Annotated in this window: 14 protein-coding genes; 7 read left to right on the top strand and 7 right to left on the bottom strand. The window is 63.3% G+C overall.

Going from position 1 to position 24,744, the window contains the following annotated elements; translation table 11 throughout:
* Nucleotides 1-24: 24 nt before the first annotated feature.
* From C7435_RS09125 to C7435_RS09115, 3 genes are all read left to right on the top strand, one after another.
* Nucleotides 25-1,458 (top strand): sugar porter family MFS transporter, encoded by a 1,434-nt coding sequence (locus C7435_RS09125; RefSeq protein WP_121211049.1) that lies wholly within the window; start codon nt 25-27, stop codon nt 1,456-1,458.
* 78 nt (nt 1,459-1,536) lie between these two features.
* Nucleotides 1,537-2,397: an SMP-30/gluconolactonase/LRE family protein gene (locus tag C7435_RS09120; RefSeq protein ID WP_121211047.1), complete on the top strand. Its 861-nt coding sequence runs from the start codon at nt 1,537-1,539 to the stop codon at nt 2,395-2,397.
* A gap of 5 nt (nt 2,398-2,402) precedes the next feature.
* Complete coding sequence (locus tag C7435_RS09115; RefSeq protein WP_147422667.1) at nt 2,403-3,251, top strand: aldose 1-epimerase; 849 nt, start codon at nt 2,403-2,405, stop codon at nt 3,249-3,251.
* Between the two features lie 78 nt (nt 3,252-3,329).
* Here the strand turns inward: C7435_RS09115 and C7435_RS09110 are convergent, their stop codons facing one another.
* Both C7435_RS09110 and C7435_RS09105 read right to left on the bottom strand, forming a co-directional pair.
* The gene (locus C7435_RS09110) at nt 3,330-5,114 is read right to left on the bottom strand and encodes an IlvD/Edd family dehydratase (protein WP_121211043.1); all 1,785 of its coding nucleotides are present in this window, start codon (nt 5,112-5,114) and stop codon (nt 3,330-3,332) included.
* A 133-nt stretch (nt 5,115-5,247) separates the two neighbouring features.
* Nucleotides 5,248-6,021 (bottom strand): FadR/GntR family transcriptional regulator, encoded by a 774-nt coding sequence (locus tag C7435_RS09105; RefSeq protein WP_075189977.1) that lies wholly within the window; start codon nt 6,019-6,021, stop codon nt 5,248-5,250.
* A 234-nt stretch (nt 6,022-6,255) separates the two neighbouring features.
* Here C7435_RS09105 and C7435_RS09100 point away from each other — a divergent pair, with 234 nt between their 5' ends.
* The gene (locus tag C7435_RS09100; protein ID WP_121211042.1) at nt 6,256-8,685 is read left to right on the top strand and encodes a glycoside hydrolase family 3 N-terminal domain-containing protein; all 2,430 of its coding nucleotides are present in this window, start codon (nt 6,256-6,258) and stop codon (nt 8,683-8,685) included.
* A gap of 35 nt (nt 8,686-8,720) precedes the next feature.
* A complete protein-coding gene (locus C7435_RS09095; protein ID WP_121211040.1) occupies nt 8,721-11,585 on the top strand; it encodes a glycosyl hydrolase 115 family protein in 2,865 nt (954 codons plus the stop codon).
* Between the two features lie 690 nt (nt 11,586-12,275).
* On the opposite strand, the gene C7435_RS09090 is transcribed toward C7435_RS09095, so the two are convergent.
* The 5 genes from C7435_RS09090 to C7435_RS09070 are packed head-to-tail and all read right to left on the bottom strand — an operon-like array spanning nt 12,276 to nt 19,985.
* The gene (locus C7435_RS09090; protein ID WP_121211038.1) at nt 12,276-13,991 is read right to left on the bottom strand and encodes a glycoside hydrolase family 43 protein; all 1,716 of its coding nucleotides are present in this window, start codon (nt 13,989-13,991) and stop codon (nt 12,276-12,278) included.
* Nucleotides 13,988-15,511, bottom strand: a complete 1,524-nt coding sequence (locus C7435_RS09085) for a tryptophan halogenase family protein (RefSeq protein WP_121211037.1) — start codon at nt 15,509-15,511, stop codon at nt 13,988-13,990. Before C7435_RS09085 ends, C7435_RS09090 begins: the two co-directional genes overlap by 4 nt.
* A gap of 7 nt (nt 15,512-15,518) precedes the next feature.
* Nucleotides 15,519-17,045: a tryptophan halogenase family protein gene (locus tag C7435_RS09080; RefSeq protein WP_121211035.1), complete on the bottom strand. Its 1,527-nt coding sequence runs from the start codon at nt 17,043-17,045 to the stop codon at nt 15,519-15,521.
* On the bottom strand, nt 17,042-18,487 hold the full coding sequence (locus C7435_RS09075; protein WP_121211034.1) for a tryptophan 7-halogenase: 1,446 nt from the start codon (nt 18,485-18,487) through the stop codon (nt 17,042-17,044). Before C7435_RS09075 ends, C7435_RS09080 begins: the two co-directional genes overlap by 4 nt.
* A 1-nt stretch (nt 18,488) precedes the next feature.
* The gene (locus C7435_RS09070; protein ID WP_121211032.1) at nt 18,489-19,985 is read right to left on the bottom strand and encodes a tryptophan halogenase family protein; all 1,497 of its coding nucleotides are present in this window, start codon (nt 19,983-19,985) and stop codon (nt 18,489-18,491) included.
* Nucleotides 19,986-20,279: 294 nt separating this feature from the next.
* Here C7435_RS09070 and C7435_RS09065 point away from each other — a divergent pair, with 294 nt between their 5' ends.
* Entirely contained in the window at nt 20,280-23,477 is a 3,198-nt protein-coding gene (locus C7435_RS09065; protein ID WP_121211030.1) for a TonB-dependent receptor, read from the top strand.
* Nucleotides 23,478-23,559: 82 nt separating this feature from the next.
* Entirely contained in the window at nt 23,560-24,705 is a 1,146-nt protein-coding gene (locus C7435_RS09060) for an endo-1,4-beta-xylanase (RefSeq protein WP_121211029.1), read from the top strand.
* Nucleotides 24,706-24,744 lie beyond the last annotated feature (39 nt).

Here is a 24,744-nt window from a genome sequence, read left to right as displayed (position 1 = left end):
GGCCCGTATGGGGAGAGTTGGACAATGACAGATACGGCAGATAGCGCCGTGAGCACTTCGGCTCCCGCCGAAGCGCCCAATATGGGCTATATCCTGGCCATCGCGATCGTCGCCACGATCGGGGGCTTCCTCTTCGGTTACGACAGCGGCGTGATCAACGGTACGGTCGACGGGCTGCGGGCCGCTTTCAACTCGGAAGACATCGGTACCGGCTGGAATGTCGCCTCGATGCTGCTCGGTTGCGCCATCGGCGCCCTGATTGCCGGGCGTGCGGCCGATATTTTCGGGCGTCGCACCCTGCTGGTGGCCGCCGCGATCTTCTTCATCGTCTCGGCCTGGGGGTCGGGCATGGCCAACGGGTCGACCGAATTCGTGATCTACCGCCTGCTCGGTGGTCTTGCCGTCGGTGCCGCCAGCGTCATGGCGCCGGCCTATATCTCCGAGATCGCACCGGCAGCCATTCGTGGCCGTCTCGCGACGATCCAGCAGATCGCCATCATTGCCGGCCTCTTCTTCTCCTTCCTGTCGAACTATCTACTGGCGGAAACCGCCGGCGGTTCGACGGTGGAATTCTGGCTCGGCTTCGAGACCTGGCGCTGGATGTTCTGGATGGAACTCCTGCCGGCCGTGATCTTCCTGATCGCGCTGTTCTCAATCCCGGAAAGCCCGCGCTTTCTGGTCTTCAAGAAGAAGAATGAGCAGGCGACGGGCGTACTGACCAAGCTGTTCGGACCTGTCACGGCCAAGCGCAAGGTTGGCGAGATTGAGTCCTCGCTCGCTGCCGATCACCAGCCCAGCCTGCGTGACCTGATCAGCCCCATCACCAAGAAGATCCGCCCGATCGTCTGGGTCGGTATCGGTCTGGCCAGCTTCCAGCAACTCGTGGGCATCAACATCATCTTCTACTATGGCGCTGTGCTGTGGCAGGCGGCGGGCTTCACCGAGAGTGATGCCCTTCTGACCAACGTCTTGTCAGGCGCCCTGTCCATCGGTTCGGTGATTGTCGCCCTGCTGGTCATCGACAAGCTCGGCCGCAAGCCGATGCTGATCATCGGTTCGATCGGCATGGCGGTGACGCTGGGCCTGTGTGCTTTCGCCTTCTCGACCGGCGAACTCATCGAGGGTTCGCTGAGCCTGTCCGACAACATGGCCCTCCTGGCCCTGGTCGCGGCGAATGTCTATGTGATGTTCTTCAACTTCTCCTGGGGTCCAGTCATGTGGGTCATGCTGGGCGAGATGTTCCCCAACCAGATGCGTGGCTCCGGTCTCGCGATTGCGGGGCTTTTCCAGTGGGGCACCAACTTCCTGATCTCCATCACCTTCCTCTCCCTGCTCAGCTCGATCGGGCTGGCCGGGGCCTACGGGATCTACACCGTGTTCGCCGTCATCTCGATCTGGTTCGTGATCAAGATGGTGCGCGAAACCCGCGGCAAGGAACTCGAGGATATGGAAGGCTAGTCAGTCACGACCCACCTTCGGCCCGGGCGACCCTCCGCCCGGGCCGATTTCTTTTGTGCAGTCATTGACGGAAACGGCATGGCAAAGCCCGAACTGATCTGGGACTTGAAGGCGGAACTGGGCGAAGGGCCGGTGTGGTCGGCACGGGAGCGCTGTATCTGGTTCGTCGATATCAAGGGTCGAAAACTGCACCGCTACGGCGTCGACGACGGTGCGAAGTCGAGCTGGGACACGCCGGATCAGACCGGCTTTGCCCTGCCAGCGGAAGATGGCAGCCTCATTTGCGGCGTGCGCGGCGGGTTGCATCGGTTCGATCTGCACGATGACCGCTTCTCCCTGATCGAAGCCGTTGAGCCGGACCGGCCGCAGAACCGGCTCAATGACGGCTATGTCGCGCCGGACGGCTCGCTCTGGTTTGGCTCCATGGACGATAGCGAGACGGCCAGGACAGGCGCGCTTTACCGCTGGACGCCGGACACGGGCCTGGTGCTGAAGGGCGATGGATACGGCGTCACCAATGGTCCGGTCCTGAGCCCGGACAGCAAAACGCTTTATCATCACGACACGCTGGAAAAGACGGTCGAAGCTTTCGACCATGAGGCTGGGGCGATATCCAACCGGCGCGTCTTTGCCGTGATGGATGAGGGCTATTGCGATGGCCCCTCGATGGATAGTGCCGGCGTGCTGCATGCCGGCCTGTTCGGCGGCTGGGGCGTCGCGCGCTATGCGCCGGACGGCGCAAAGCTAGGCAAGATCGATTTTCCGGTCGCCGCTGTCACCAAGGCGGCCTTCGGGGATGATGATCTGCGCACGCTCTACTGCACCACGGCCTGGCTGCACCAGACACCGGAAAGCCGGGCGAAGCAGCCGCTCGCCGGCGGTCTTTTCCGGGTCCGTGTGGAGGTGCCGGGCCAGCCGCAATCCCTGATCAAGCTGTGACGCTGATGCTGGCCGCCGCCGGCTATGAGTTGGAGGTGTGTCCGCAACTCGGCGGGGCTGTGACGGCGCTGCGCTGGCAAGGGAGGGATATTCTCCGGCCGGCTCCGGCGACGCCGACCGACATCCTCACCACGTCGTCATTTCCGCTTATCCCCTTCGCCAACCGGATCGCTGGAGGGCGCTTCGATTGGCAGGGACGCAGCATTGATCTTCCGGTCCCCGAAGACTTCGCGCCGCACGCGCTGCACGGTTCGGGCTGGCGATCTGCTTGGACTCCCGTGCGTCAGCGGGTGGCTGATCTTGTGCTCGATCTCCATCACCCTGCTGGTGCCTGGCCGTGGCACTGGTCCGCGCGCCAGCGTGTCAGCTTGGGCGAGGGCGGCCTGGAGATCGCGCTGTCGCTGAGCAATCAGGGTGAGACGGATATGCCGGCCGGTTTGGGATTTCATCCCTATTTCGCCCTGGCCGGAGACCCGCGGGTCCGGTTTGAAGCGGAAAGCGTGTGGCTGCCGGGGGGGGATGACATCCCGGTCGCGCAAGCCGCGCCTGCTACGATTGCCGACTTTTCTGACGGTCGTGTTGTCGATGGGCGCAGGCTGATCGATCATTGCTATGCAGGTTGGCGTCGCGCCGCGTCAATCGTCTGCCGGGCCGGTCATGTGCGGTTGACGGCGTCGCCGGCGGTCAATCATCTTCATCTCTACTGCCCACCTGGCGAGGACTTTGCCTGTCTCGAGCCGGTCACCCATCGCCCGGACGCCCTGCATGGACGCTCCGGTGAGATGCCGGTGCTGCGGCCTGGTGAGACATCGGACATATGGATGCGGATAGCGATCGATCAGATGTCGGAGTGACGCTGCCATCGCCGTCGGCCGACGGAGCAAGTCGGCTTGCCGATGCGGCCGTGAACGCGACGGGGATCAGGGTCTTGTTCAGTGATTGTCGCGCGGATTGCCGAATGTCTCGACGATACGGCGGTATTTGACGGCCGGTTCGAGGGCGGCACCGGTTTCCAGCTGGCCGATCGTGTCGCGCTGAAGCTCCTGCCAGGGCGTTTGCGAGGCCGGATAGGGGTAACCGCCCGCGGCGTCCAACGCATCACGGCGGTCGCGGATATCGTCTGCACTGACCAGCCAGTTCACGGTCGCAGTGTTGAGGTCGATCCGCAGTCGGTCGCCGGTGCGCAAGAGCGCGATATTGCCGCCTGCCGCCGCTTCCGGCGAGGCGTGCAGGATGGAGGGGGAGCCGGACGTGCCTGACTGGCGCCCGTCTCCGATGCAGGGCAGGACATTGATGCCCTGCTGGATGAGATAGGCTGGTGGTCGCATGTTGACCACTTCCGCCGCACCGGGGTGTCCGATCGGACCCGAACCGCGCATCACGAGGATGCCGTCATCACCGATATTCTCGGCCGGGTCGTCGATGCGGCGGTGATAGTCTTCCGGTCCGTCAAATACGTGCACCGTGCCCTCGAAGGCGTTTGGATCATCAGGGTCGGACAGGTAGCGGTCGCGGAAGGCCTTGGCGATAACGCTCGTCTTCATCAGGGCCGTGTCGAACAGATTGCCGGTCAGCACGATGAAGCCGGCATCCTTGAGGAGTGGCGCGTCAAAGGGCCAGATCACGTCTTCCAGGACGATTTCGGCGTCGCGGCAATTCTCGCCGATCGAGCGGCCATTGACGGTCCTGGCATCCTCGCGCAGCAGGCCTTGCTGCATCAGCTGGGCGGCGACGGCCGGAACACCGCCAGCCTGGTGAAAGTCTTCGCCGAGATAGGCGCCGGCCGGCTGCATGTTGACCATGAGCGGGATTTTGTGGCCGTGCGTCTGCCAGGTCTTGAGTGGCAGGTTTACGCCGGAATGGCGGGCCAGGGCGGTCAGGTGAACCGCCGCATTGGTCGAGCCGCCAAGCGCCGAGTTGATCGCGATCGCGTTGAGGAAGGCGTCCTCGGTCAGGATGTCGGACGGTTTGAGGTCTTCATGGACCATCTCCACGATCCGCTTGCCGGTCTGGTAGGAGACCTGGCCGCGCTCGCGATAGGGCGCCGGGATGGCGGCTGAGCCGGGCAGGCTCATGCCGAGCGCTTCTGTCAGGCAATTCATCGTCGAGGCGGTGCCCATTGTGTTGCAATAGCCGACTGACGGGGCCGAGGTCGCCACCAGTTCGATGAAGCCCTCATAGTCCAGCTCGCCGCGCGCCATCATTTCGCGCGCCTGCCAGATGATCGAGCCGGAGCCGATCCGTTCGCCCTTGCGCCAACCATTGAGCATCGGTCCGACCGACAGGGCGATGGCGGGAATGTCGACCGTTGCTGCGGCCATCAGGCAGGCCGGTGCCGTCTTGTCGCAACCGACTGTCAGCACAACGCCGTCAAGAGGATAGCCATAGAGCAACTCGACCAGGCCCATATAGGCGAGATTGCGATCAAGGCCTGCCGTCGGTCGCTTGCCGGTCTCCTGGATCGGGTGCACCGGGAATTCAAGGGCGATGCCGCCGGCCTCGCGAATGCCCTCGCGAACGCGCTTGGCGAGTTCGATATGGTGGCGGTTGCAGGGCGCCAGGTCGGACCCAGTCTGGGCAATGCCGATAATCGGCTTGCCCGAGCGCAGCTCCTCCAAAGTGAGGCCGTAATTGAGATAGCGCTCAAGATAGAGCGCGGTCATGTCCGGGTTTTCCGGGTTGTCGAACCAGGCGCGTGATCTCAAGCGTTTTGTCATGAAGCTCTCTATTGCAGGTCGTGACACCATTCTCTGGGTGCCAGAATACTCCGACAAATAGATTGCATTTTGACAGCAAGCAAGATGCTGCGTCGCCCCGGCGCGACGCGACATGTCATGAATTGCAGCAGAATCAGCCGGAGTCGTCGCCGCCCGGACGCTTTTGGCTGCGTCGCAGGGCGCGGGCCGTATCGCGCAGGGCGGCCCCGACAAGGTCTTCCATCGCGCTGCGCGCAGCTTCCGGGCCGCCGGCGGCAATGGCATCGAAGACGCGCCAATGGTCCGGCATGGGGTCACGCGGAAGCTCGTCCTTGCGTGCCTTGTAGACCGTGGTCCATCGCACACCCGCCCCGATCGTGCTGGCGAGGCTGCGCAGTGGCATGTTGCAGGAGGCATCCAGCACGGCGTCGTGGAAGGCGCGGTCCGCGATCTGGCCGGCCTCGGTGGTGAGCGTGTGTTTTTCCATGTTCATCAGGGCTTCGCGCATCACGGTGAGATGGTGTGGCTCGCGGCGTTCGGCGGCCAGTGCGGCGGCGGCTGGCTCAATGATCATGCGCAGTTCAAACAGGCCGTCGATCAGCTTGGGGTCTGGCTCGGAGGCGAAATACCAGGCCAGGACATCCGGGTCGAGCAGGTTCCAGCGTGTCGCCTGGGTGACCCGCGTGCCGGTCTTCGGCCGGCTCTCGACCAGGCCCTTGGCCGAGAGGATGCGCACCGCTTCGCGATAGGCGCTGCGCGACACTTTCAGGCGTTCGGAAAAATCGATCTCATTGGGCAATGTCTCGCCCGGTTGATATTGGCCGGAGACGATGGCGACGCCGAGATCATGGGCAATCGTGCCGTGGATGCGGGCCGGATTGCCGGTACGCCGACGCGGTTTGTCCTCGGTCCTGTCGCTCGGCGCCATGTCGATTGTCCTTCCGTCCTGCGCCTGTCGCAGGTCTGGTCCGGCGGCAATAACCACCGCGATTTCTGATGCTTTTGTTCCTACGGTCATACTTCCCGGGGGCAGGGGTGTCTATATCGGCGCATTTACTCCGACAAATGCATTGACCTTCCCCCCATGCCTCGTCTTAGTATCGCGCAAACAGTAAGCGCCGGACGGTCTCTAATCCGGCCTGTGATAGGGGAAGACACCAGTATGAGCGTCCAGACGCCTGCCTTCGATATTGTCCGGCTGACGCGCCGGATTGCCGCACCTGCGGCCCTTCTTGCCACCCTCGCCAGTCAGGCAGCCTGCGCCGCGCAGGACGTTGACCGGCCTGGTCCGGACGCGATCTATCGCGACGCCAGCCAGCCGGTCGAGGCTCGTGTCGAGGACCTGCTGTCGCGCATGACGCTGGAGGAGAAGGTCGCCCAGATGATCGGCATCTGGCAGAACAAGGCCGAGATCCAGACCCCGTCCGGCGATTTTTCGCCCGAGCGTGCCTCCGAGAATTACCCCAATGGTCTCGGCCAGATCTCCCGCCCCTATGACCGCCAGGGTGTCGAACCCGGCACAACGGCGGCCGGCGCCAATGCCGGCGTACTCAATCGGGAAGAACGCGAGACGGTTGAATACATCAACGCCGCCCAGCGCTGGGCCATTGAAGATACCCGCCTGGGAATTCCGCTCTTGTTCCACGAAGAGGCCCTGCACGGCTATGTCGCGCCGAACGCGACCAGCTTCCCGCAATCCATCGGCCTGGCCTCGACCTGGGACACCGAGTTGCTGGAGGATGTGTTCAATGTCGCCTCGCGTGAAATGCGCCTGCGTGGCGTCCACCTGACGCTGGCCCCGATCGTCGACATCGCCCGCGATCAGCGCTGGGGACGGATCGAGGAGACCTATGGCGAGGACCCCTATCTGGTGTCCGAACTGGGCATTGCCGCCGTGCGCGGTTTCCAGGGCGATGATCTGCCATTGGCGCAAGACCGCGTCTTCGTGACGCTGAAGCACATGACCGGCCATGGCCAGCCTGAAAGCGGCATGAATATCGGCCCGGCACAGATCTCCGAACGGGAATTGCGGGAGAATTTCCTGCTGCCCTTCGAGCGCTTGGTCGAGGACACAAATGTCATGCAGATCATGGCTTCCTATAACGAGATTGACGGCGTCCCCAGCCACGCCAATCGCTGGCTTCTGACGGATGTCCTGCGCGATGAGTGGGGCTATGAGGGCCTGGTCGTCAGTGATTATTTCGCCATTCGCGAGTTGATCAGCCGACACGGCATGTATGACAATATCGAGGACGCGGCTGTCCGCGCCCTGGAAGCTGGCGTCGATGTCGAGCTGCCGCATGGTGATGGCTTTCTCAGCCTCCCCGACATGGTCGCCGAGGGCCGGATCAGCGAAGAACAGATCGATACGGTCGTGCGTCGCATCCTGCGCCTGAAATTCCTGACCGGCGTCTGGGAAAACCCCTATGCCGATGCCGATGCGGCCGTTGCCGGAACGGCCACGGATGATGCCATTGCCCTGGCCCGCACCGCGGCGCAACGTGCCATGGTGCTGTTGGAAAACCGCGACAACACCCTGCCGCTTGATCCGGATGCCATCGGCACACTGGCCGTGATCGGCACCCATGCGGTCGACACCCCGATCGGCGGCTATTCCGACCAGCCGCGCCATGTGGTGAGCATTCTCGAAGGATTCGAGCAGGCCGCCGGTGACCGGTTTGACGTGGTCTATTCGGAAGGCGTGCGCCTGACCGAGAGCCGGCAATGGGCGGCCGACCAGGTCGATCTCGTCGATCCGGCTGTCAATGCCGAACTGATCGAGGCCGCCGTGGAAACCGCCCGCGAGGCCGATTTCATCCTGATGGTGCTCGGCGAAAACGAGCAGCTCAGCCGCGAAGCCTGGGCCGACAACCATCTGGGCGACCGCGCCGACCTGCAATTGGTCGGCCAGCAGCTCGACCTGGCCCGCGAGATATTCGCTCTCGGCAAGCCGACCATCGTCGTCCTGCTCAATGGCCGTCCGCTGGCCGTCAACTTCCTGTCCGAAAATGCCGACGCGCTGATCGAGGGCTGGTATCTGGGTCAGGAAACCGGCAATGGCGTCGCTGACGTCGTGCTGGGCGAGGTCAATCCGAGTGGCCACCTGCCGGTGACGATTGCCCGTTCGGTCGGCCAGCTGCCGGTCTTCTACAATCACAAGCCCTCGGCCCGTCGCGGCTATCTCTTCGACGAGGAAGCGCCGCTCTACCCGTTCGGCTATGGCCTGTCCTACACCACGTTCGACTATTCCGAGCCGCGCCTGGTCGAGGACAGGGTCACGGTCGGTGAGAGTGCCTTCGTCGAGGTTGATGTGACCAATACCGGTGACCGGGCCGGCGATGATGTCGTCCAGCTCTATATCCGTGACGATCTTGCCGTGGTGACGCGGCCGGTCCTGCAATTGGCCGGGTTCCAGCGGGTCTCGCTCGAGGCCGGCGAAACGCAGACCCTGCGCTTCGAGGTCACCGAGCGTGCGATGTCGCTGTGGAATCTCGACATGGAACGCGTGGTTGAGCCCGGCACATTCACCATTTCGGTGGGCGCTGATTCAACCGACCTGCAGGCGGTGACACTCACCGTGACCGCAGACTGAACCGACGTAACGAGACGTAACCGAAGGGCGAACCCATGCGCTGGACCTCTACCTGGCACATTCTTCCGGCCGCCCTTGCGGTCATTCTGGTCGCCTGTCAGCCGGTGGCTGGCAGCCAAGAGGCCTCCTCCGAGGTGGACGTCGGGACAGATTGTGCGGGTGAAGCCGTGATCTGTCCCGGTCGTCCCGCGGCGGACGGGTTCGCGCTGGTCGCTGACGGGCTGGCCGCTTCCATCATCACGGATCCGGACGATGAGCCTGGCCTGTTGCGGGCCGCCAGCGACCTGGCCGAGGACCTGGCCGCCGTCTCCGGCCAGCCGGTCGCTGCCGGCGCTGAAGCGGCCGCAGGCCGAGCCATCATCGTCGGCACGCTGGGCGGCAATGCCCTGATCGACGCCCTGGTCGCCGAAGGGCGGCTCGACGTGTCCGGCGTTGACGGCGTGTGGGAAGCCTATCTTCACCAGGTGGTCGACAATCCGGCGCCCGGCATCGACCGGGCGCTGGTCATCGCCGGCGCCGATATGCGCGGCGCGATCTATGGCGTCTATGACGTCTCCCGCGCTGCCGGGGTCTCGCCCTGGCATTGGTGGGCCGATGTGCCGATTGACCATCATGACCAGCTCCAGGTCTCGGCAGGTCGCCGGATCGACGCGCCATCGGTGCGCTATCGCGGCATTTTCCTGAACGATGAAAACCCGGCGCTCTATGGCTGGGTCAATGAGACCTATGGCGGTTTCAACCATGATTTCTATGAGCAGGTTTTCGAGCTGATCCTGCGCCAGCGTGGCAATTATCTCTGGCCAGCCATGTGGGGCAAGGCCTTCTCCGACGATGACCCGCTCAACGCGCCGACCGCCGACATGTATGGCGTGGTCATCGGCACCTCGCACCACGAGCCGCTGATGCGGGCGCATGTCGAATGGGCGCGCTATGGCGATGGGGCCTGGGACTTCGCGACCAATGAAGACACTTTGCGGGAATTCTGGCGCGAGGGCGTCGAGCGCATGGGCGATCATGAGAGCCTGGTAACGATCGGCATGCGCGGCGATGGCGACGAGGCCATGACCGAGGGCACGGCCATCACACTGCTGGAAAGCGTGGTCGCGGCCCAGCGCGAGATTATCGCCGAGGTCACCGGTCGTCCGGCCACCGAGACACCACAGGTCTGGGCGCTCTACAAGGAAGTCCAGGATTATTTCGATCAGGGCATGGATGTGCCCGAAGACGTGACCCTGCTCTTCGCCGATGACAATTGGGGCAATATCCGCCGCCTGCCGGCCCGCGGCGCCTCCCGCGAGGGCGGATATGGCGTCTATTACCACTTCGACTATGTGGGCGATCCGCGGAACTATAAATGGCTCAACACGAACCAGATCGAGCGCACCTGGGAGCAGATGAACCTGGCCTGGGAACACGGCGCTGACGCGTTGTGGATCGTCAATGTCGGTGACTTGAAGCCGATGGAATTCCCGATCAGCTTCTTTCTTGACCAGGCTTGGGATCCCGAAGCGATGACGCTGGAGGCGATGTCCGGCTATACTCGCGACTGGGCCGCCGAGCAGTTCGGCGAGGCTGAGGCCGAGGCGATAGCCGAGCTCCTGACCCGCTACACGCAGTATAATTCGCGGCGCAAACACGAGCTCATCACGCCGTCGACCTTTTCGCTGACCGGGTTTGACGAAGCCCGGCGTGTCCTGGCCGACTGGCAGGCATTGGCCGATATGGCGGATGCCGTACGCGCCCGTCTCGCCCCGGAATATGACGATGCCTTCGTGCAACTGGTCTGGTTCCCGGTGCATGCCAGCGCCAATCTGACGGCGCTGCATGTCGAGACGGCCCGCAACCGGCTCTACGCATCGCAAGGCCGGGTCGAGGCCAATGCCGCAGCGGATGAAGTCGAGCGCCTGTTTGCCCGCGATGCCGAGCTGACCCGCATCTATCACGAGGAGGTGGCCGGCGGGAAATGGAACCATTTCATGTCCCAGACCCATATCTCCTACACCTATTGGCAGCAGCCGGAGGTGGATGTCTTGCCCAGCCTGGTGCGTATCGAACCGCGTGCCGGCGCCCATCTTGGCCTGGCCCTGTCGAATGGCGGCGAGACCTTCCATTTCGAACGCTACGGCATGGAAACCCGCCGTATCGAATTGTTCGACCGAGGTACCGAGACGGCCATGGCCGAGCTGTCCAGCAGCGTGCCCTGGATAAACTTGTCGCGGACAAGCGGCGGGGTCGGTCCGGTGAGCCTTTCCATCGATTGGAGCGCGCTTGAACCCGGCCGACATACGGGCCGGATCACCGTAACCGGTTCGGGGGATGCCCTGTATGAAATCCCGGTGGCGGCGATCCAGCGTCCCGCGATCACGGATGCCGGCATCGCCATCGAGGCCGACGGCCATGTCACGCTGGAAGCCGCCGGGCATGCCCGGGCCGTGGATGGTGACACGGTGCGCTGGATCGAGATCCCTGACATCGGCCGGACCGGGTCCGGCATGACGGTCCTTCCGGCGAATTCGGCCTCCTTCGAACCCGATGGCACAGGCCCTCATCTCGACTATCCGGTGCAAATCTGGACGGCAGGCCATGTGGAGATCGATGTGACCTTGTCGCCGACACTGGATTATCTCGATCGCGGCGGCATGCGGTTTGGCGTTTCGCTGGATGATGGCCCTGTGGAGATCGTCAATATTCATGCCGACGACCGCCACGAGGTCTGGCAGGAAAATGTCCGGACGAGCGTCACCGTGCAAACAACCCAGCATGTCGTCGAGACACCCGGCCGGCATACGGTCCGCCTCTGGCTGATCGACCCCGGCCTGGTCTTCCAGCGTGTCTCGGTGCGCACGGGCGACCTTCCTGACAGCTATCTGGGACCGCCCGCCAGCGCGCGCAGCGAGTAGACCCAAGCACCGATATCGCCATGGCGCGTGCGCCTGGCGGGATGGGCAGGAGGAGAACGGGATGTCGGCCAATGCCGATTACCGGTTTGATTTGAAAAACGTGACATCGCCGACATCCCGTTCGCGGAGATTTCCCGGACGCTCTCGCCCCCGATTCCAATGCGCCAGGTACTGAGGGTCGGTCGTTTAGTGCCCCTGGACCTGATCGCACGCCCTGCCGGAGCATCGGGATGTCATCCCCGACACGCGGACAGGCTCCGCTCGTTTCCGGGCACAAGTGACAGGGCCCGCGCCTCCCGTCCCGAAAACCGAGGGCATTATCGCTTGCGGTGAAGGGGGGCGGATAAGTTTGGCTGAGTTTTCTCCCCACACACCGTCATCCCGGCGCAGGCCGGGACCCGGAATGCGACGCAAGCTGTTGCCATGTTTGACAAATCGAGTTTGCGAGACTGGGTCCTGACTTTCGTCGGGATGACGGTTTTAAAGACGCTGGGCGGGGATAAGCGCGCGTTTCTCCGCCTAGCCTCCACAGCCTCCGCAAATCCAAACACATTTTTCCCGGCCGCAGCCCCGCAAAAGCGGGGCGGAGAGCCGGGACCGACGGACCTGTCCGGAACGCGATGAGTCTCCCGTTGGTCCCGGATGGCGCTGCGCGCCTCCGGGAAAAATGAAAAGACGAGACGGCAAGCGCTAGTCAGTGTGGCTCGGCGTATAGGCGTGCGGGCCCATCGTGACGCCGACGAAACCGCCTGCGGTTCGGGTGGAGAGGATGGTGCCGTCGGCACCGCGCAGCAGGTTCTGCCAGCCGCCATCAGGCAAGCGATAATCGAAATCATAGTGCGGGCCGCGGGCCGTGGCCCGGACCTCGATCAGGGCGCCCGCGTTCAGTGCGACCTGTGCGGCAGCGATCACCATGCCGTCTGACGGGTCGTCACTGCCAGCGCGGCGGCGCAGGTGGATGGCGAGCCCGTCTTCGGTCTGCTCAAGACCGATGAAATACCAGTATTCGTCATTCTGCAGCACGGCGAGGCCGGCGCGGGCGCCGGGTGTGTCGGGCGTGAAGCTGAAGGCCAGCTCTGCCAGCCCGAACATGTGTTGCTGGCGCCGTCCGAAATAGGACGGGTTGGCAAAATCGCCCAGTCCGACCGGGCGCGGTGTGAGCGACAGTGCTTCGCCGTCGAGTTGCCACCAGGTCTCGCGCGGATTGCGCATCATCATCCAGTCCGGCCCCATGGCCTCCGAGTCAAACTCGTCGACCACCGTGAAGGCGCCGGTCATTGGCGCTATACCCGGATCGCCGGCCGGCAGGTCAGGTCTTGCCGCGGCATGGGGAATGGCCTCGCCCGGTCCTGTGATGCGCGGCCAGCCGTCTTCCCAGCTGACCGGCATCAGGAAGGTCTCGCGGCCGGTATTGTACTGGTCGTCGCCATAGGGACGCACGGCGAGGAAGGTCGCCCACCAGTCCCCGTCGGGTGTCTGCACCAGATCGGCATGGCCGGCCGAAGTGATCGGATTGGCGCGGTCACGCGGCAGGTCCCGCTGGGTCAGGACCGGATTGTCCTCATAAGGCGTGTAAGGGCCCATCGGCGCGTCACCGACCAGCACGACCTGGGAGTGGTTTTCCGCCGTACCGCCCTCGGCCGCCATCAGATAGTAGCGGCCATCGACCTTGTAGATGTGAGGGCCTTCGATCCAGATCGGCTGTTCCGAGAAATCGACGCCGCCATCGATCAGCACAATGCGCTCGCCGAAGGTTTCCAGGGTTTCGAGATTGAATTCCTGGATCCAGACGGCCCGGTGGCCTTCATACTCGGGCTCACGGTCCGGTGGGCCGTTATTGAGGAGGTAGGCGCGACCGTCTTCATCGACGAAGAGTGAGGGGTCGATGCCCCATTGCAGATCGGGTAGCCAGACCGGGTCCGACCAGGGTCCGGCCGGGTCGGTGGCGGTGATCAGGAAATTGCCACCGCAATCGACACAGGTATTGAGGATGTAAAACAGGCCGTCATGGAATTCGATGGCCGGGGCGAACAGGCCGCGCGACAGGCCGAGCGTGCCGAAATCGACCTGGTCGGGCCGGTCGATCGCATTGCCGATCTGTTCCCAGTGCACCAGGTCGCTGGAGCGGAAGACCGGCAGTCCAGGGAAATAGGAAAAGGTCGAGGTGACCAGGTAGTAATCCTCGCCGGCGCGGGTGTTGGAGGGATCCGGATAAAAGCCGCCGAGCACCGGGTTGAGATAGGTGCCGGCGTCCTGCGGCACGCCTTCATGGACCGGATCGCCACCGTAATAGGTGAAGCGCTCGAAGCGGGCCGGGGTGATGCCCGGAGTGGGGGATCCGGCCGTTTCTGCGGCGCAGGCCGCGAGTGTGGCGAGGCCGGTGCACAGCAAGAGGCGGCGGATCATGTCATGGGCTCCATTTCGGCGGCGCAAGTCTTGGCGATGAAGTCGGCATGGGTCGGCATGTGATCCGAGGAGGCCCGCATGGCCTGGCGGATCTGGGCCAGGCGGCGACGGGTTTCCTCGACCGACAGGCATTCCGCGACCGGGTCGAAGGAGCGCGGCTTCAGGCCCTGGCCGATCATCACGGCAAACCAGCTGGTGTCGTTGAACAGTTCCTCATTCTCCCGGAAGACACGGCCATAGCCCTCGAAAATCCGGTATTTCTCGGCCAGTCCCGGCGGTACCTGCATGGTCCGGCAGTGATCCCAGAACGGCGTGTCATCCCGCGTAGTGGCGTTGTAGTGCAGGATGATGAAGTCGCGGACGCGCTCGAACTCTTCCCTGGTGCGAGCGTTGAAGCGGTCAATGTCCGCCGGTTCGAACGAGGTCCGCGGGAACATCTGCAGGAGTTTGGCGATACCGCTCTGGATCAGGTGGATCGAGGTCGATTCCAGGGGCTCCAGAAAGCCTGAGGACAGGCCGAGGGCGACGCAGTTTTTCACCCAGGCCTGTTTGCGGCGGCCGGTCACGAAACGCAGCAGGCGCGGATCGGCGAGCGGTTTGCCGTCGAGATTGGCCAGCAGGGCGGCCGCCGCTTCGTCGTCGGAAATATGGTTGGATGAATAGACATAACCATTGCCGACCCGGTGTTGCAGCGGAATGCGCCATTGCCAGCCGGCCTCGCGCGCCGTGGCTCGGGTATAGGGTGTGATCTCGTCCGACCCTTCACATGGCACAGCCAGCGCCCGGTCGCAGGGCAGCCAGTTGGTCCAGTCCTCGTAACCGGCCTTGAGGGTTTGTTCGATCAGCAAGCCCCGGAAGCCGGAACAGTCGATGAAGAGTTCGCCCTCGATCCGTGTCCCGTTTTCCAGCTCGACGGCTTCGATGAAGCCGTCCTCACCGCGCTGGTGGACCTGGTCAATCTTGCCCTCGATGCGCTTGACCCCGCGCTCCTCGGCAAAACCGCGCAGGAATTTGGCGTAGAGATGGGCGTCGAAGTGGAAGGCATAGGCGATCTGGCCGAGCGGGGAGGTGCCGGCATTGGCGATCGGGCGCATGAATTTGCCGTTCTCGCCGGCCACCGACTGCACCGAATAATCGGTGATCGGATAAGGCTCGCCCAACTGGTTCATGCGCAGCCAGAAGGCGTGGAAAGAGACCCCTTCCATATCGACGCCGAACGGGCCGAACGGGTGGAAATAGCTGTCGCCCTTGCGACCCCAGTCACGAAACTGGATCCCAAGTTTGAAACTGCCCTTGGTGTCGCGCATGAAACGGTCCTCATCGAGACCGAGCATGGCGTTGAAGATCTTGATCTGCGGGATGGTCGCTTCGCCGACCCCGACAATGCCGATGGCGTCACTCTCGACCAGGGTGATGTCGGCATAGTCCTTGCCCAGCACCTTGGCCAGCGCGGCGGCGGTCATCCAGCCGGCCGTTCCGCCGCCGACAATCACGATTTTGCGGATGCGTTGATCGGTCATTTTGTCCTCATGCGGGTGGTGCCGTCATGGCGGCGCGGCAATGCTGGTCGATGAAGGTCTGGTGTTTGGGCATGGAGGCCACAGCTCCGGCCACGGCCTGGTGCATTTGTCTGAACGCGTCGATGATACGGTCTTCCGGCGCCGCATCGACCAGCGGGTCATAGCCGTCGGGCATTACATTCTGGCCCAGCAGGACTGCGTGCCAGCTCGACTCGGCAAACAGCTCGTCCTCATAGCGGAAGAGGCGCCCCTTGAGCCGGAACAGGTCGAGCTTGCGCTGCAATGTCTCGGGGATCGCCATGTTGCGGCAATGATCCCACAGCGGCACGCCATGACGCTCATTGGCGTGATAATGCAGCACGATGAAATCGCGGATATGGCGGTAGAGATATTCCGCCTGGCGATTGTACTCGGTAATGCCCGCCGGATCGAAATCCTTGTCGGGGAACAGCGCCATCAGCCGCGAAATCCCCGCTTGCGTGATGTGGATCGAGGTCGATTCCAGAGGCTCCAGGAAGCCGGATGCCAGCCCGATGGCGACGCAATTCTTGATCCAGGCCTGTTTGCGGCGTCCGGTCGTGAAGCGGATCGGCTTGGGGGTGTTCAGCGGTTCGCCGTCGAGATTGTCGAGCATGACGCTGGTCGCTTCATCCTCCGACAGATGGTCGGCGGAATAGACAAATCCGGAGCCGATCCGGTGTTGCAGCGGGATGCGCCATTGCCAGCCGGCATCGCGGGCTGTCGAGCGCGTGAAGGGGGTGAGTTCGCCGGCGCTGGCCGAGGAGACGGCGATCGCCCGGTTGCAGGGCAGCCAGTGGGTCCAGTCCTCGAAGCCGGATTTCAGCGTCTGCTCGATCAACAGGCCGCGAAAGCCGGAGCAGTCAACAAACAGGTCGCCGCCGATGCGGTCGCCGGACTCCATCTCGACCGAGGCGATGAAACCGTCTTCCGGACGCTGATGGACATCGACCACCTTGCCTTCGATCCGTTGCACGCCGCGCTGTTCGGCATAGCGGCGCAGATGGCGGGCATAGAGTGAGGCGTCGAAATGATAGGCCCAGTGCAGGCTGGAGACCGGCGATTGTCGGTCCCGGGCCACCGGCCCGAAGCGGTTCTGCCGCGCCGCGACATCACACAGATTATACTCGCCAAAGGCTTCAGCCTGGCCGAGCTGGCGCAGTTTCAGCCAGTATTGGTGAAACTTCACGGCATTCATGTCGGCACCATAGGTCCCGAACGGGTGCAGATAGGTGTGGCCCGGCCGGGTCCAGTCGACAAATTCGATGGCGGTCTTGATCGTGCCCTGGGTTGCCCGCAGGAAGTCGCGCTCGTCCAGGCCCAGCAATTCATTGAAATGACGGATTGGCGGGATGGTCGCCTCGCCGACACCGACAATGCCGATGGCCTCGGACTCGATCAGCGTGATCCTGGTATGGCCATTGCCGATCAGGCGGGACAGGGCGGCTGCGGTCATCCAGCCGGCGGAGCCGCCGCCGACAATGACAACCTGATCGAGGGTTTTCGGATTGATCATGCGGGTGGCACTCCAGCCTTGAGGCGTGACAGGGCGGCTTGGTGGTCCGGCATGGCAGCGGCGGTCTGCTCTGCGAGCGTCCGGATTTGCGTCAGTCGTGCCGATGCGACCGCCGGGTCCAGCCGGTCGGCCAGCGGGTCATGGCGGCGGGGTTTGACGCCCAGCCCCAGCCAGGCGGTGACCCAATCGCCTGGTCGGTAGATATCGTGTTCGCGAGTCGCAAGACGGCCTCGCGCCTTGAACAGGGCGGTCGCGTGGGCAAGCCGGTCGCTGGGTGCGGCGTCGCGGCAGGCCCGCCAGACCGGTTCGGAGCGCGTTTGCGAACCCAGCACCAGGGCGCTGAAATCACGCGCGGCGTCGCTTTCCCGGGTAAAGGCCCGATTGTGGACATCGGCTTCTGCCCGCATGTCGGGGCCGGTGGGCAAGAGGCCGGGCAGGCGCAGGAGTGTGCGGGCCAGCAGCGGCAGGTCGGCATCGGCCAGCGGATCCGGGCGGCAGGCGGCGCCGCCGATGGCGAGGCAATTGCCGGACCAGGGCGTGCGCAGGCGTCCGGGTGTGAGCCGGGCAGTATCGCCGTCATCCGCCGTCGCCGTGAAGCGGCGGGTCACGGTCGCATCGGGCAGGGCGATGGCCATGTGCCAGCCCGCCGGGTCGGCGATGATGCGGGTCGCGGGGGTAAGTGGCGACCGGGGCGTTTCCAGCCGGGTCGCTTCAAACAGGAAAGGCGTGTCGTCTGACCAGTCCTCGCAGGCCGCGTTGATCGCCGCCGCCAGTTTCATCTCTGGACCCGTTGCGTCGATATAGAGGTCCGCTTTGAGATATCGACTCTTGTCCAGCGTGACCCCGGCGAGGCCGGTCTCGTCCGTCTCGATGGCCGTGACGCGACCCGGACAGGCTTCGATGCCGCGTTGCCGGGCGGTGTCGCGCAGAAGGGCGGTATAGGCGGCGCAATCCAGATGAAAGCCGAAGTCGAGCGTCGACAGAAAGTCACGCGGGTTCGGTGAGGGCGGTGCAAAGCGGGCCTGTTTGATCGCCTGCGCGGCGAGCGCGTAGTTGGCATAGTCATCGGTGCCCGGGCCATGGGCTGCGACTTGCTGGTGGAAGTGGAGCGGTCCCCAATTGGCGCCGATGGCGCCATGCGGCTGGATGAAGTCCGGTTGGCCGTCGCCGCGCCAACCGGAAAACAGCCGGCCAAGCCGCGCTGCGCCGCCGGTGCGCGCCAGGATGTCGCCATCATTGAGGCCGAGGCGGCCGTGCAGCATGCGTAAATCGGGCGGCGCGCTGAGCGCGGGCGCGCAGACCGGCCCCTCTTCATGGACAATCCGCACCGAGGCACCCGGCAGACCCGCGACGGCTTGATGGGCCGCGAGCGCCGTCAGCCAGCCGTCCGGACCGCCGCCGATGATGAGGATGGAGAGGGGATTCGCGGCCGATCCGGTCATGCTAGTCCGCCGCTGCACGGGCGTGGGCGGACAAGACTTCGGCGTGGCCCGGCATGGCGGTCGCGATTCGCGTCAATTCGGCCGCCAGCGGCCGGATCCCGGCGGCGGCATTGACGGCCCGCGGGTCGAGCCGTTGCGGTGTGATGTGCTGGCCGAGGAAGACGGCCTGCCAGCTTGGTTTGAGGAAAACCCCGTGCTCATAGTCCGCGATCAGGCCGCGCTCGCGGAAATGCTCGATCTTGCCGGCAAGGCTGTCGGGAATGTCCATCTCGCGGCAGTGGCGCCAGAATTCCGTGTCGTCGCGCTGTGTGGCCTTGTAGTGCAGGATCAGGAAGTCGCGGATGCGGGCATATTCCTGGTCCATGACACGGTTGAATTCGTCGGCCTCGGCCGGGTCCCATTCGCCGGTGGGGAACAGATCGAGCAGATGGCCAATGGCCGACTGGATGAGGTGGATCGAGGTCGATTCCAGCGGTTCGAGAAAGCCCGACGACAGGCCAATGGCGACGCAATTGCGGTTCCATTGCCGCTTGCGCTTGCCGGCCAGGAAGCGCAGCCGGTTTGGTTCGGCCAGGGCTTCGCCTTCCAGCTGGTCGCGCAGCAGGGTTTCGGCGCGCTCATCATCCATGAAGGCGCTGGCATAGACATGACCATTGCCGACCCGGTGCTGCAGCGGAATGCGCCAGGCCCAGCCGGCCTCGAGCGCCGTCGCGCGGGTATAGGGTGGCAATTCGCCTGTCGCGGCGGATGGCAAGGCAATCGCCCGATCACACGGCAGCCAGTGCGACCAGTCTTCATAGCCGGTCGCGAGCGCCTGTTCGGTGATCAGTCCGCGAAAGCCCGAGCAATCGATGAAGAGATCGGCCTCGATCCGCTGTCCGCTCTCGAGGCTGACATTGCGCACATGCCCGGTCTCACCATCCACTTGCACGTCGGTGACGCGGCCTTCTGTGCGGATGACGCCGCGGGCTTCGGCAAAATCGCGCAGATAGCGCGCATAGGCCGCGGCATCGAATTGGAAGGCGTAGGCGTAGGTCGAGGCGAGATCGCGGGGATCGGAGGCCGGTCGCGCAAAACGTTGGCCGCGTGCCATCGCGATCGGCAATGAGTAGTCATCGATCGGACCAAGGGCGGTCTCGCCGCCGCTGCGCAACCAGTCATGATGAAAGTCGACGGCCGCGCCGGGCACGCCGAAAGCGCCGAACGGGTGCATGTAGCTATCGCCGATGCGACCCCAGTCCCGGAACTCGATCGCGAGCTTGTAGGTGGCGTGGGTGCGCGCCATGAAGTCGGCTTCGTCAATTCCGAGGCTGGCATTGAAGTGACGGATATGGGGAATGGTCGACTCGCCCACCCCGACCGTGCCGATGGCCTCGGATTCGACCAATTCTATGCGAACCCGGCCGGTCGGGAGACGGTGGGAGAGCGCCGCGGCGCACATCCAGCCGGCGGTTCCGCCGCCGATAATCAGGATGTGATCGACCTTATTGTCTGACATTGCAGCCCGGCCTCCCCGCCGTTCTTCACGTGAGCTTATCGGCCCACGACAATCGACGTCAACGTTCTGTGTCTGTGAAATAGCAAGCAGGAATAGGGTTCTAGCTATCAATTGACAACGTGGACAACTTCGTTAGCGTTGCAATCGGGGAACACCTAAGTGCGAGGTTCGAATCTATTGGGGGTGAAGGCTTGCCATGCCCGGAAACTAGGGTTACCCATTTAATTAATCAGACATTTGCGACAAGCAAAATTAGTAGCGCTAACAATTGCGCATCAAAGGGGAGGAAGTCTGATGGAAAGATCATCAACGTTACCCGTGTATCTGACGGGACGTGGCCGCAGCCGGGGCTGGAAGGAAGGCGTATCCGCCTTTGCTCTGACCGCGCTGTTGGCCGCAACACCGGCCTATGGCCAGGAAACCGAAGCAACCGATGACACCGATGATGCCGAAGTCATCCAGGTCACGGGCTTCCGGTCCAGCCTGCAGACATCACAAACAATCAAGCGCGACAGCGAAGTGGTGGTCGACTCGATCACCGCTGAAGACATTGGCGCCCTGCCGGATCGTTCTGTCACCGAGGCGCTGCAGCGCGTCCCGGGTGTGTCGATCGACCGTTTCCGGGCTGGTGTCGATCCGGACCACTTCTCGATCGAAGGTTCCGGCGTCGTCGTTCGCGGTCTGACCTGGGTTCGTTCGGAACTCAATGGTCGCGACACATTCTCGGCCAATAATGGCCGCATCCTCAGCTTCTCCGATGTTCCGTCCGAACTCATGGGCGGCGTCGACGTGTTCAAGAGCCCGTCCGCCGACATGATCGAGGGCGGGATTTCCGGCACGATCAATCTGCGGACCCGTCGTCCGTTTGACGGCGCGCCGACGATTTCTGCCTCTGTTGAGTCCAGCTATGGCGACTTTGCCGAGGAATGGGCGCCGACCTATTCCGTGATGGCGTCCAATCGCTGGGACACCGGGACGAGTGGCGAGTTCGGCCTCTTGTTCAACTATGTGAACTCCGAACTGATCTCACGTTCTGATGGTCAGCAGATTTCCAACTACGCGGAGCGCACGCTCTATGACAATGGTGATGTGGTCGATCCGGGTGCGGGTACGGCCGTGGGCCAGGTCTACTTCCCGCGTGGTGCCGCCTTCCGTTCACAGATCTTCGAGCGTCAGCGCGAAGGCCTCGGGGCTGCAGCCCAGTGGCGTTCGGAAGATCGCACGATGGAAGCCACGCTCCAGTATCTGCGCTCCGACTCGCAACAGGCCTGGACCGAGCATGCGATGGAAATCGCGACCGATAATGTGGCGTCATCAGGCGACTCCCGTGCTGTGGCAGGGACGCAGCTGACATTCGGGCCGACCGGCTTGTTTACCGGCGGTGCCATCACGTCCGACGACAATGGCTGGCGCGATGACCAGAACGGTGCCGATGCTCGCTCCCCGATTGGTGGCCTGCAATCGAACAATATCCGTCGCGATGTCATGCAGAACTATCTGACCGAGGATATTGGCTTCAATTTCAAGTGGACACCGAATGAAAGCTGGTCATTCAACTTTGATTTCCAGCGTGTCGAATCCGAGGTTGAGGTCGAAGATATCGGTCTGTGGGCGTCGACCTACCAGAACGTCGTCATCCAGATGAATGGCGATGACATTCCCGATATCAGCTTCACACCTCCCGGCCTCAACGGAGTGCCCTGTGCCGGTGATCCCGGTACAGCGAACTGCCCGGGATATTTCCGTGCGCCGCATGACAGCTTTTCGGATCCGTTCAACTCCTTCCCGCGGGCTGCGATGGATCACATCGAGCAGAGCGAAGGGACGCTCGACTCCTTCCGCGCCGACGGTGAATACCATTTCAACAATCCGGATCGTTGGGCTGAATCCATCCGCTTCGGCTATCGTCACGCTAACCGTGACCAGATCACACGTTTTTCAACCTATAACTGGGGTGTGATCTCCGAGCAGTGGGGCAATGGTGGCCCGGTTTGGCTCGATGGCAATGTCGCCGGTGTCGGCAATCTTGCGGACTATTTCTCACCATTCGCCTTCGACAACTTCATGCAAGGCGATGTTCCTTCCCCGACTGGAAGCACGCCACCTGTGTTCTGGAATTCGAACATTCTTGAGAACTACGACACGTTTGCCAATTTCGCGTCTACGGTGGCCAATAGCTGGCGTCCGACGACGACCTGTGAAAACTGGGAGCCGCTCGCGGAGCGTTGCGGCCAGATGGAGCCGGGCACACCTTTCCTCCTGCAGGAAATCAATCCGATCCAGGAGACCTCAGACGCGCTCTACGCCATGCTGCGTTTCAATCAGGACGTCGGCGATGGTGTTGAAGTGTCAGGGAATTTCGGTCTGCGCTGGGTCAGCATGAACCGCGAAACGCAGGGCTATCATTCCTTCACTGACGTGACGTTCGCCTCAGATGCGGAATGTGCGGCCATCCCGGCGGGGCAGACGCCGCCGAACTTCTGTCTGCTCAGTCAGGGGGATCGTGATGCCGCCCGTAACTTCGCGGACGGCTCGATCACACCGAACACGACCAGCCACGACATGGAATACTACCTGCCGAGCTTCAACATCGTCGCTCGGATGGAAAACGGCTGGCAGTTCCGCTTCGGCGCTTCCAAGACCATCACCATGCCGGATGTCGGCCTGACGCGGAACTACTACAACATCACCCTTCAGGGACCGGAATTCGGTCAGAACAATGAGTTCCTCGGCCCGCGGATCAATTCCACGGTCGGCAATCCCTATCTCGATCCGATCGAGTCGATGAATTTCGACGCGTCGGCCGAATGGTATTTTGCCGATGTCGGCTCGCTGACCGTCGCGTTGTTCTACAAGCAACTCGACAACGTCATCACAAATGGCACCGAACGTCTGGTCTTCACCAACAATGGTGCGACTTTCGACGGTATCGTGACGACCCCGTCGAACTCGCCGGAACAGGGTACGGTCAAGGGCTTCGAGATTGCCTACCAGCAGACCTATGACTTCCTGCCGGCTCCGTTCAACGGTCTCGGCATGAATGCCAGCTACACCTATGTCGACAGTGAGGGCGTGGTCCAATCCACCCTTTCCGCGACCGACCCGGATGTGGCAGCTGGTCGGGTGGCGAATATCGACACCAGCCTGCTCCCGCTGCAGGGCCTGTCCGAGCACACCTTCAATGTGTCCGGCTTCTACGAGACGGACCGGGTGGCGCTGCGCCTTGCCTACGCCTGGCGTTCCGACTTCGTGGTCACTGTCCGCGACGTGATCGTGCCCTATGCACCGATCGTCCAGGAGAGTGGTGGCCAGCTTGACGGGTCGGCCTTCTACACGATCAACGACAATATCCGTGTCGGGGTCCAGGGCGTGAACCTGCTTAACCAGGTCACCCGTACCAGCCAGGTTCTCAATGACGACCTGCTGACGGCGCCGCGGTCCTGGTTCATGAACGACCGCCGGGTGACCTTCATCCTGCGCGCGACCTACTAGTCGCATCGATCAAGGGGGCGCAGGTGCCGGTTCGCCGCACCTGCGCCCCCTTTTTGTCCGGTAACAGGCCTTGGAGGGGCACATGACCAAGATATTCAATCGGCGCGAAGCCCTTCTCTTGACTGCTGGCGGTCTGGCTGCCTGTGCGGCTCCCGGCCTGCTGGCCGAGGAAACACCGTCCCTCCATGCGCTCGCCGAGGCGAAGGGAATGCGTTTTGGAACAGCGGTTGGGATGGGGCAGCCCGGCACGTTGACCGGCGCTTTCAATGACCCGGGCTACCGGGCGCTGATCGAACGGGAATGCGGCATTCTGGTGCATGAGAATGCCCTGAAATGGTATGTCATGCGCCCCGATGCCGGGACCTTTTATTACGATCCCGCCGACCAGCTCGTCGATTTCGCGACCGAGCAGGGCATGGCCATGCGCGGTCACACCCTGTTGTGGAACCGCGAGGAGTTCTCGCCGGCCTGGGTCAATAATTACGATTTCGGCAGCCGTCCCGGCACCGAGGCCGAGCGGCTTGTGGTCGAGCATGTCCGGGCCGTGGTGGCGCGCTATCGCGGTCGCATCACCTCCTGGGATGTCGTCAACGAGACCATTGATCCGGCGACCGGCCAGCTGCGCGAAACCTCGCTGACCCGCCATCTCGGCGAGAACATTATCGATATCGCCTATCACGCCACTCGCGAGGCCGACCCGGACGGGCAGATCGTCTACAATGACTATATGAGCTGGGAGGCCGGCCACGAGACCCATCAGGAGGGCGTGCTGCGCCTGCTCGATGGCATGGTGGCGCGCGGCGTGCCGATCGATGCGCTGGGGGTCCAGAGCCATATCGGGTCGGGCAATTACGACACGTCAGTCGGGTTCGACACCGCTCGCGATGAGCATTGGCGCGGCTTCCTCGACCATGCCACCGGGCTGGGCCTCGATCTCGCAATCACCGAATTCGATGTGCACGACAAGAACCTGCCTTATGATTTCGCTGATCGCGACCAGGCGGTCGCCGACCTTGCCCGGCGCTATCTCGACCTGATGTTCAGCTATCCGCAGACCCGCGACGTGCTCGTCTGGGGCCTGTCCGACCGCTATACTTGGCTGCAGGGATTATGGCCGCGGGCCGATCGCGAGCCGAAACGCCCGACCCCGTTTGATACCGACTTCCAGCCCAAACCCCTGCGGGCGGCGATAGCTGCGGCTTTCGAGGCGGCGGCGCCGCGCGGCTAAGCGGAACCGGCCCAGGCGCTACATCTTGATGCAAGGCGG

The organism is Maricaulis maris (assembly GCF_003634045.1).
In the GTDB taxonomy this organism is placed as follows: Bacteria; Pseudomonadota; Alphaproteobacteria; order Caulobacterales; family Maricaulaceae; genus Maricaulis; species Maricaulis maris.
This window is presented reverse-complemented; position numbering and strand designations above follow the sequence as displayed.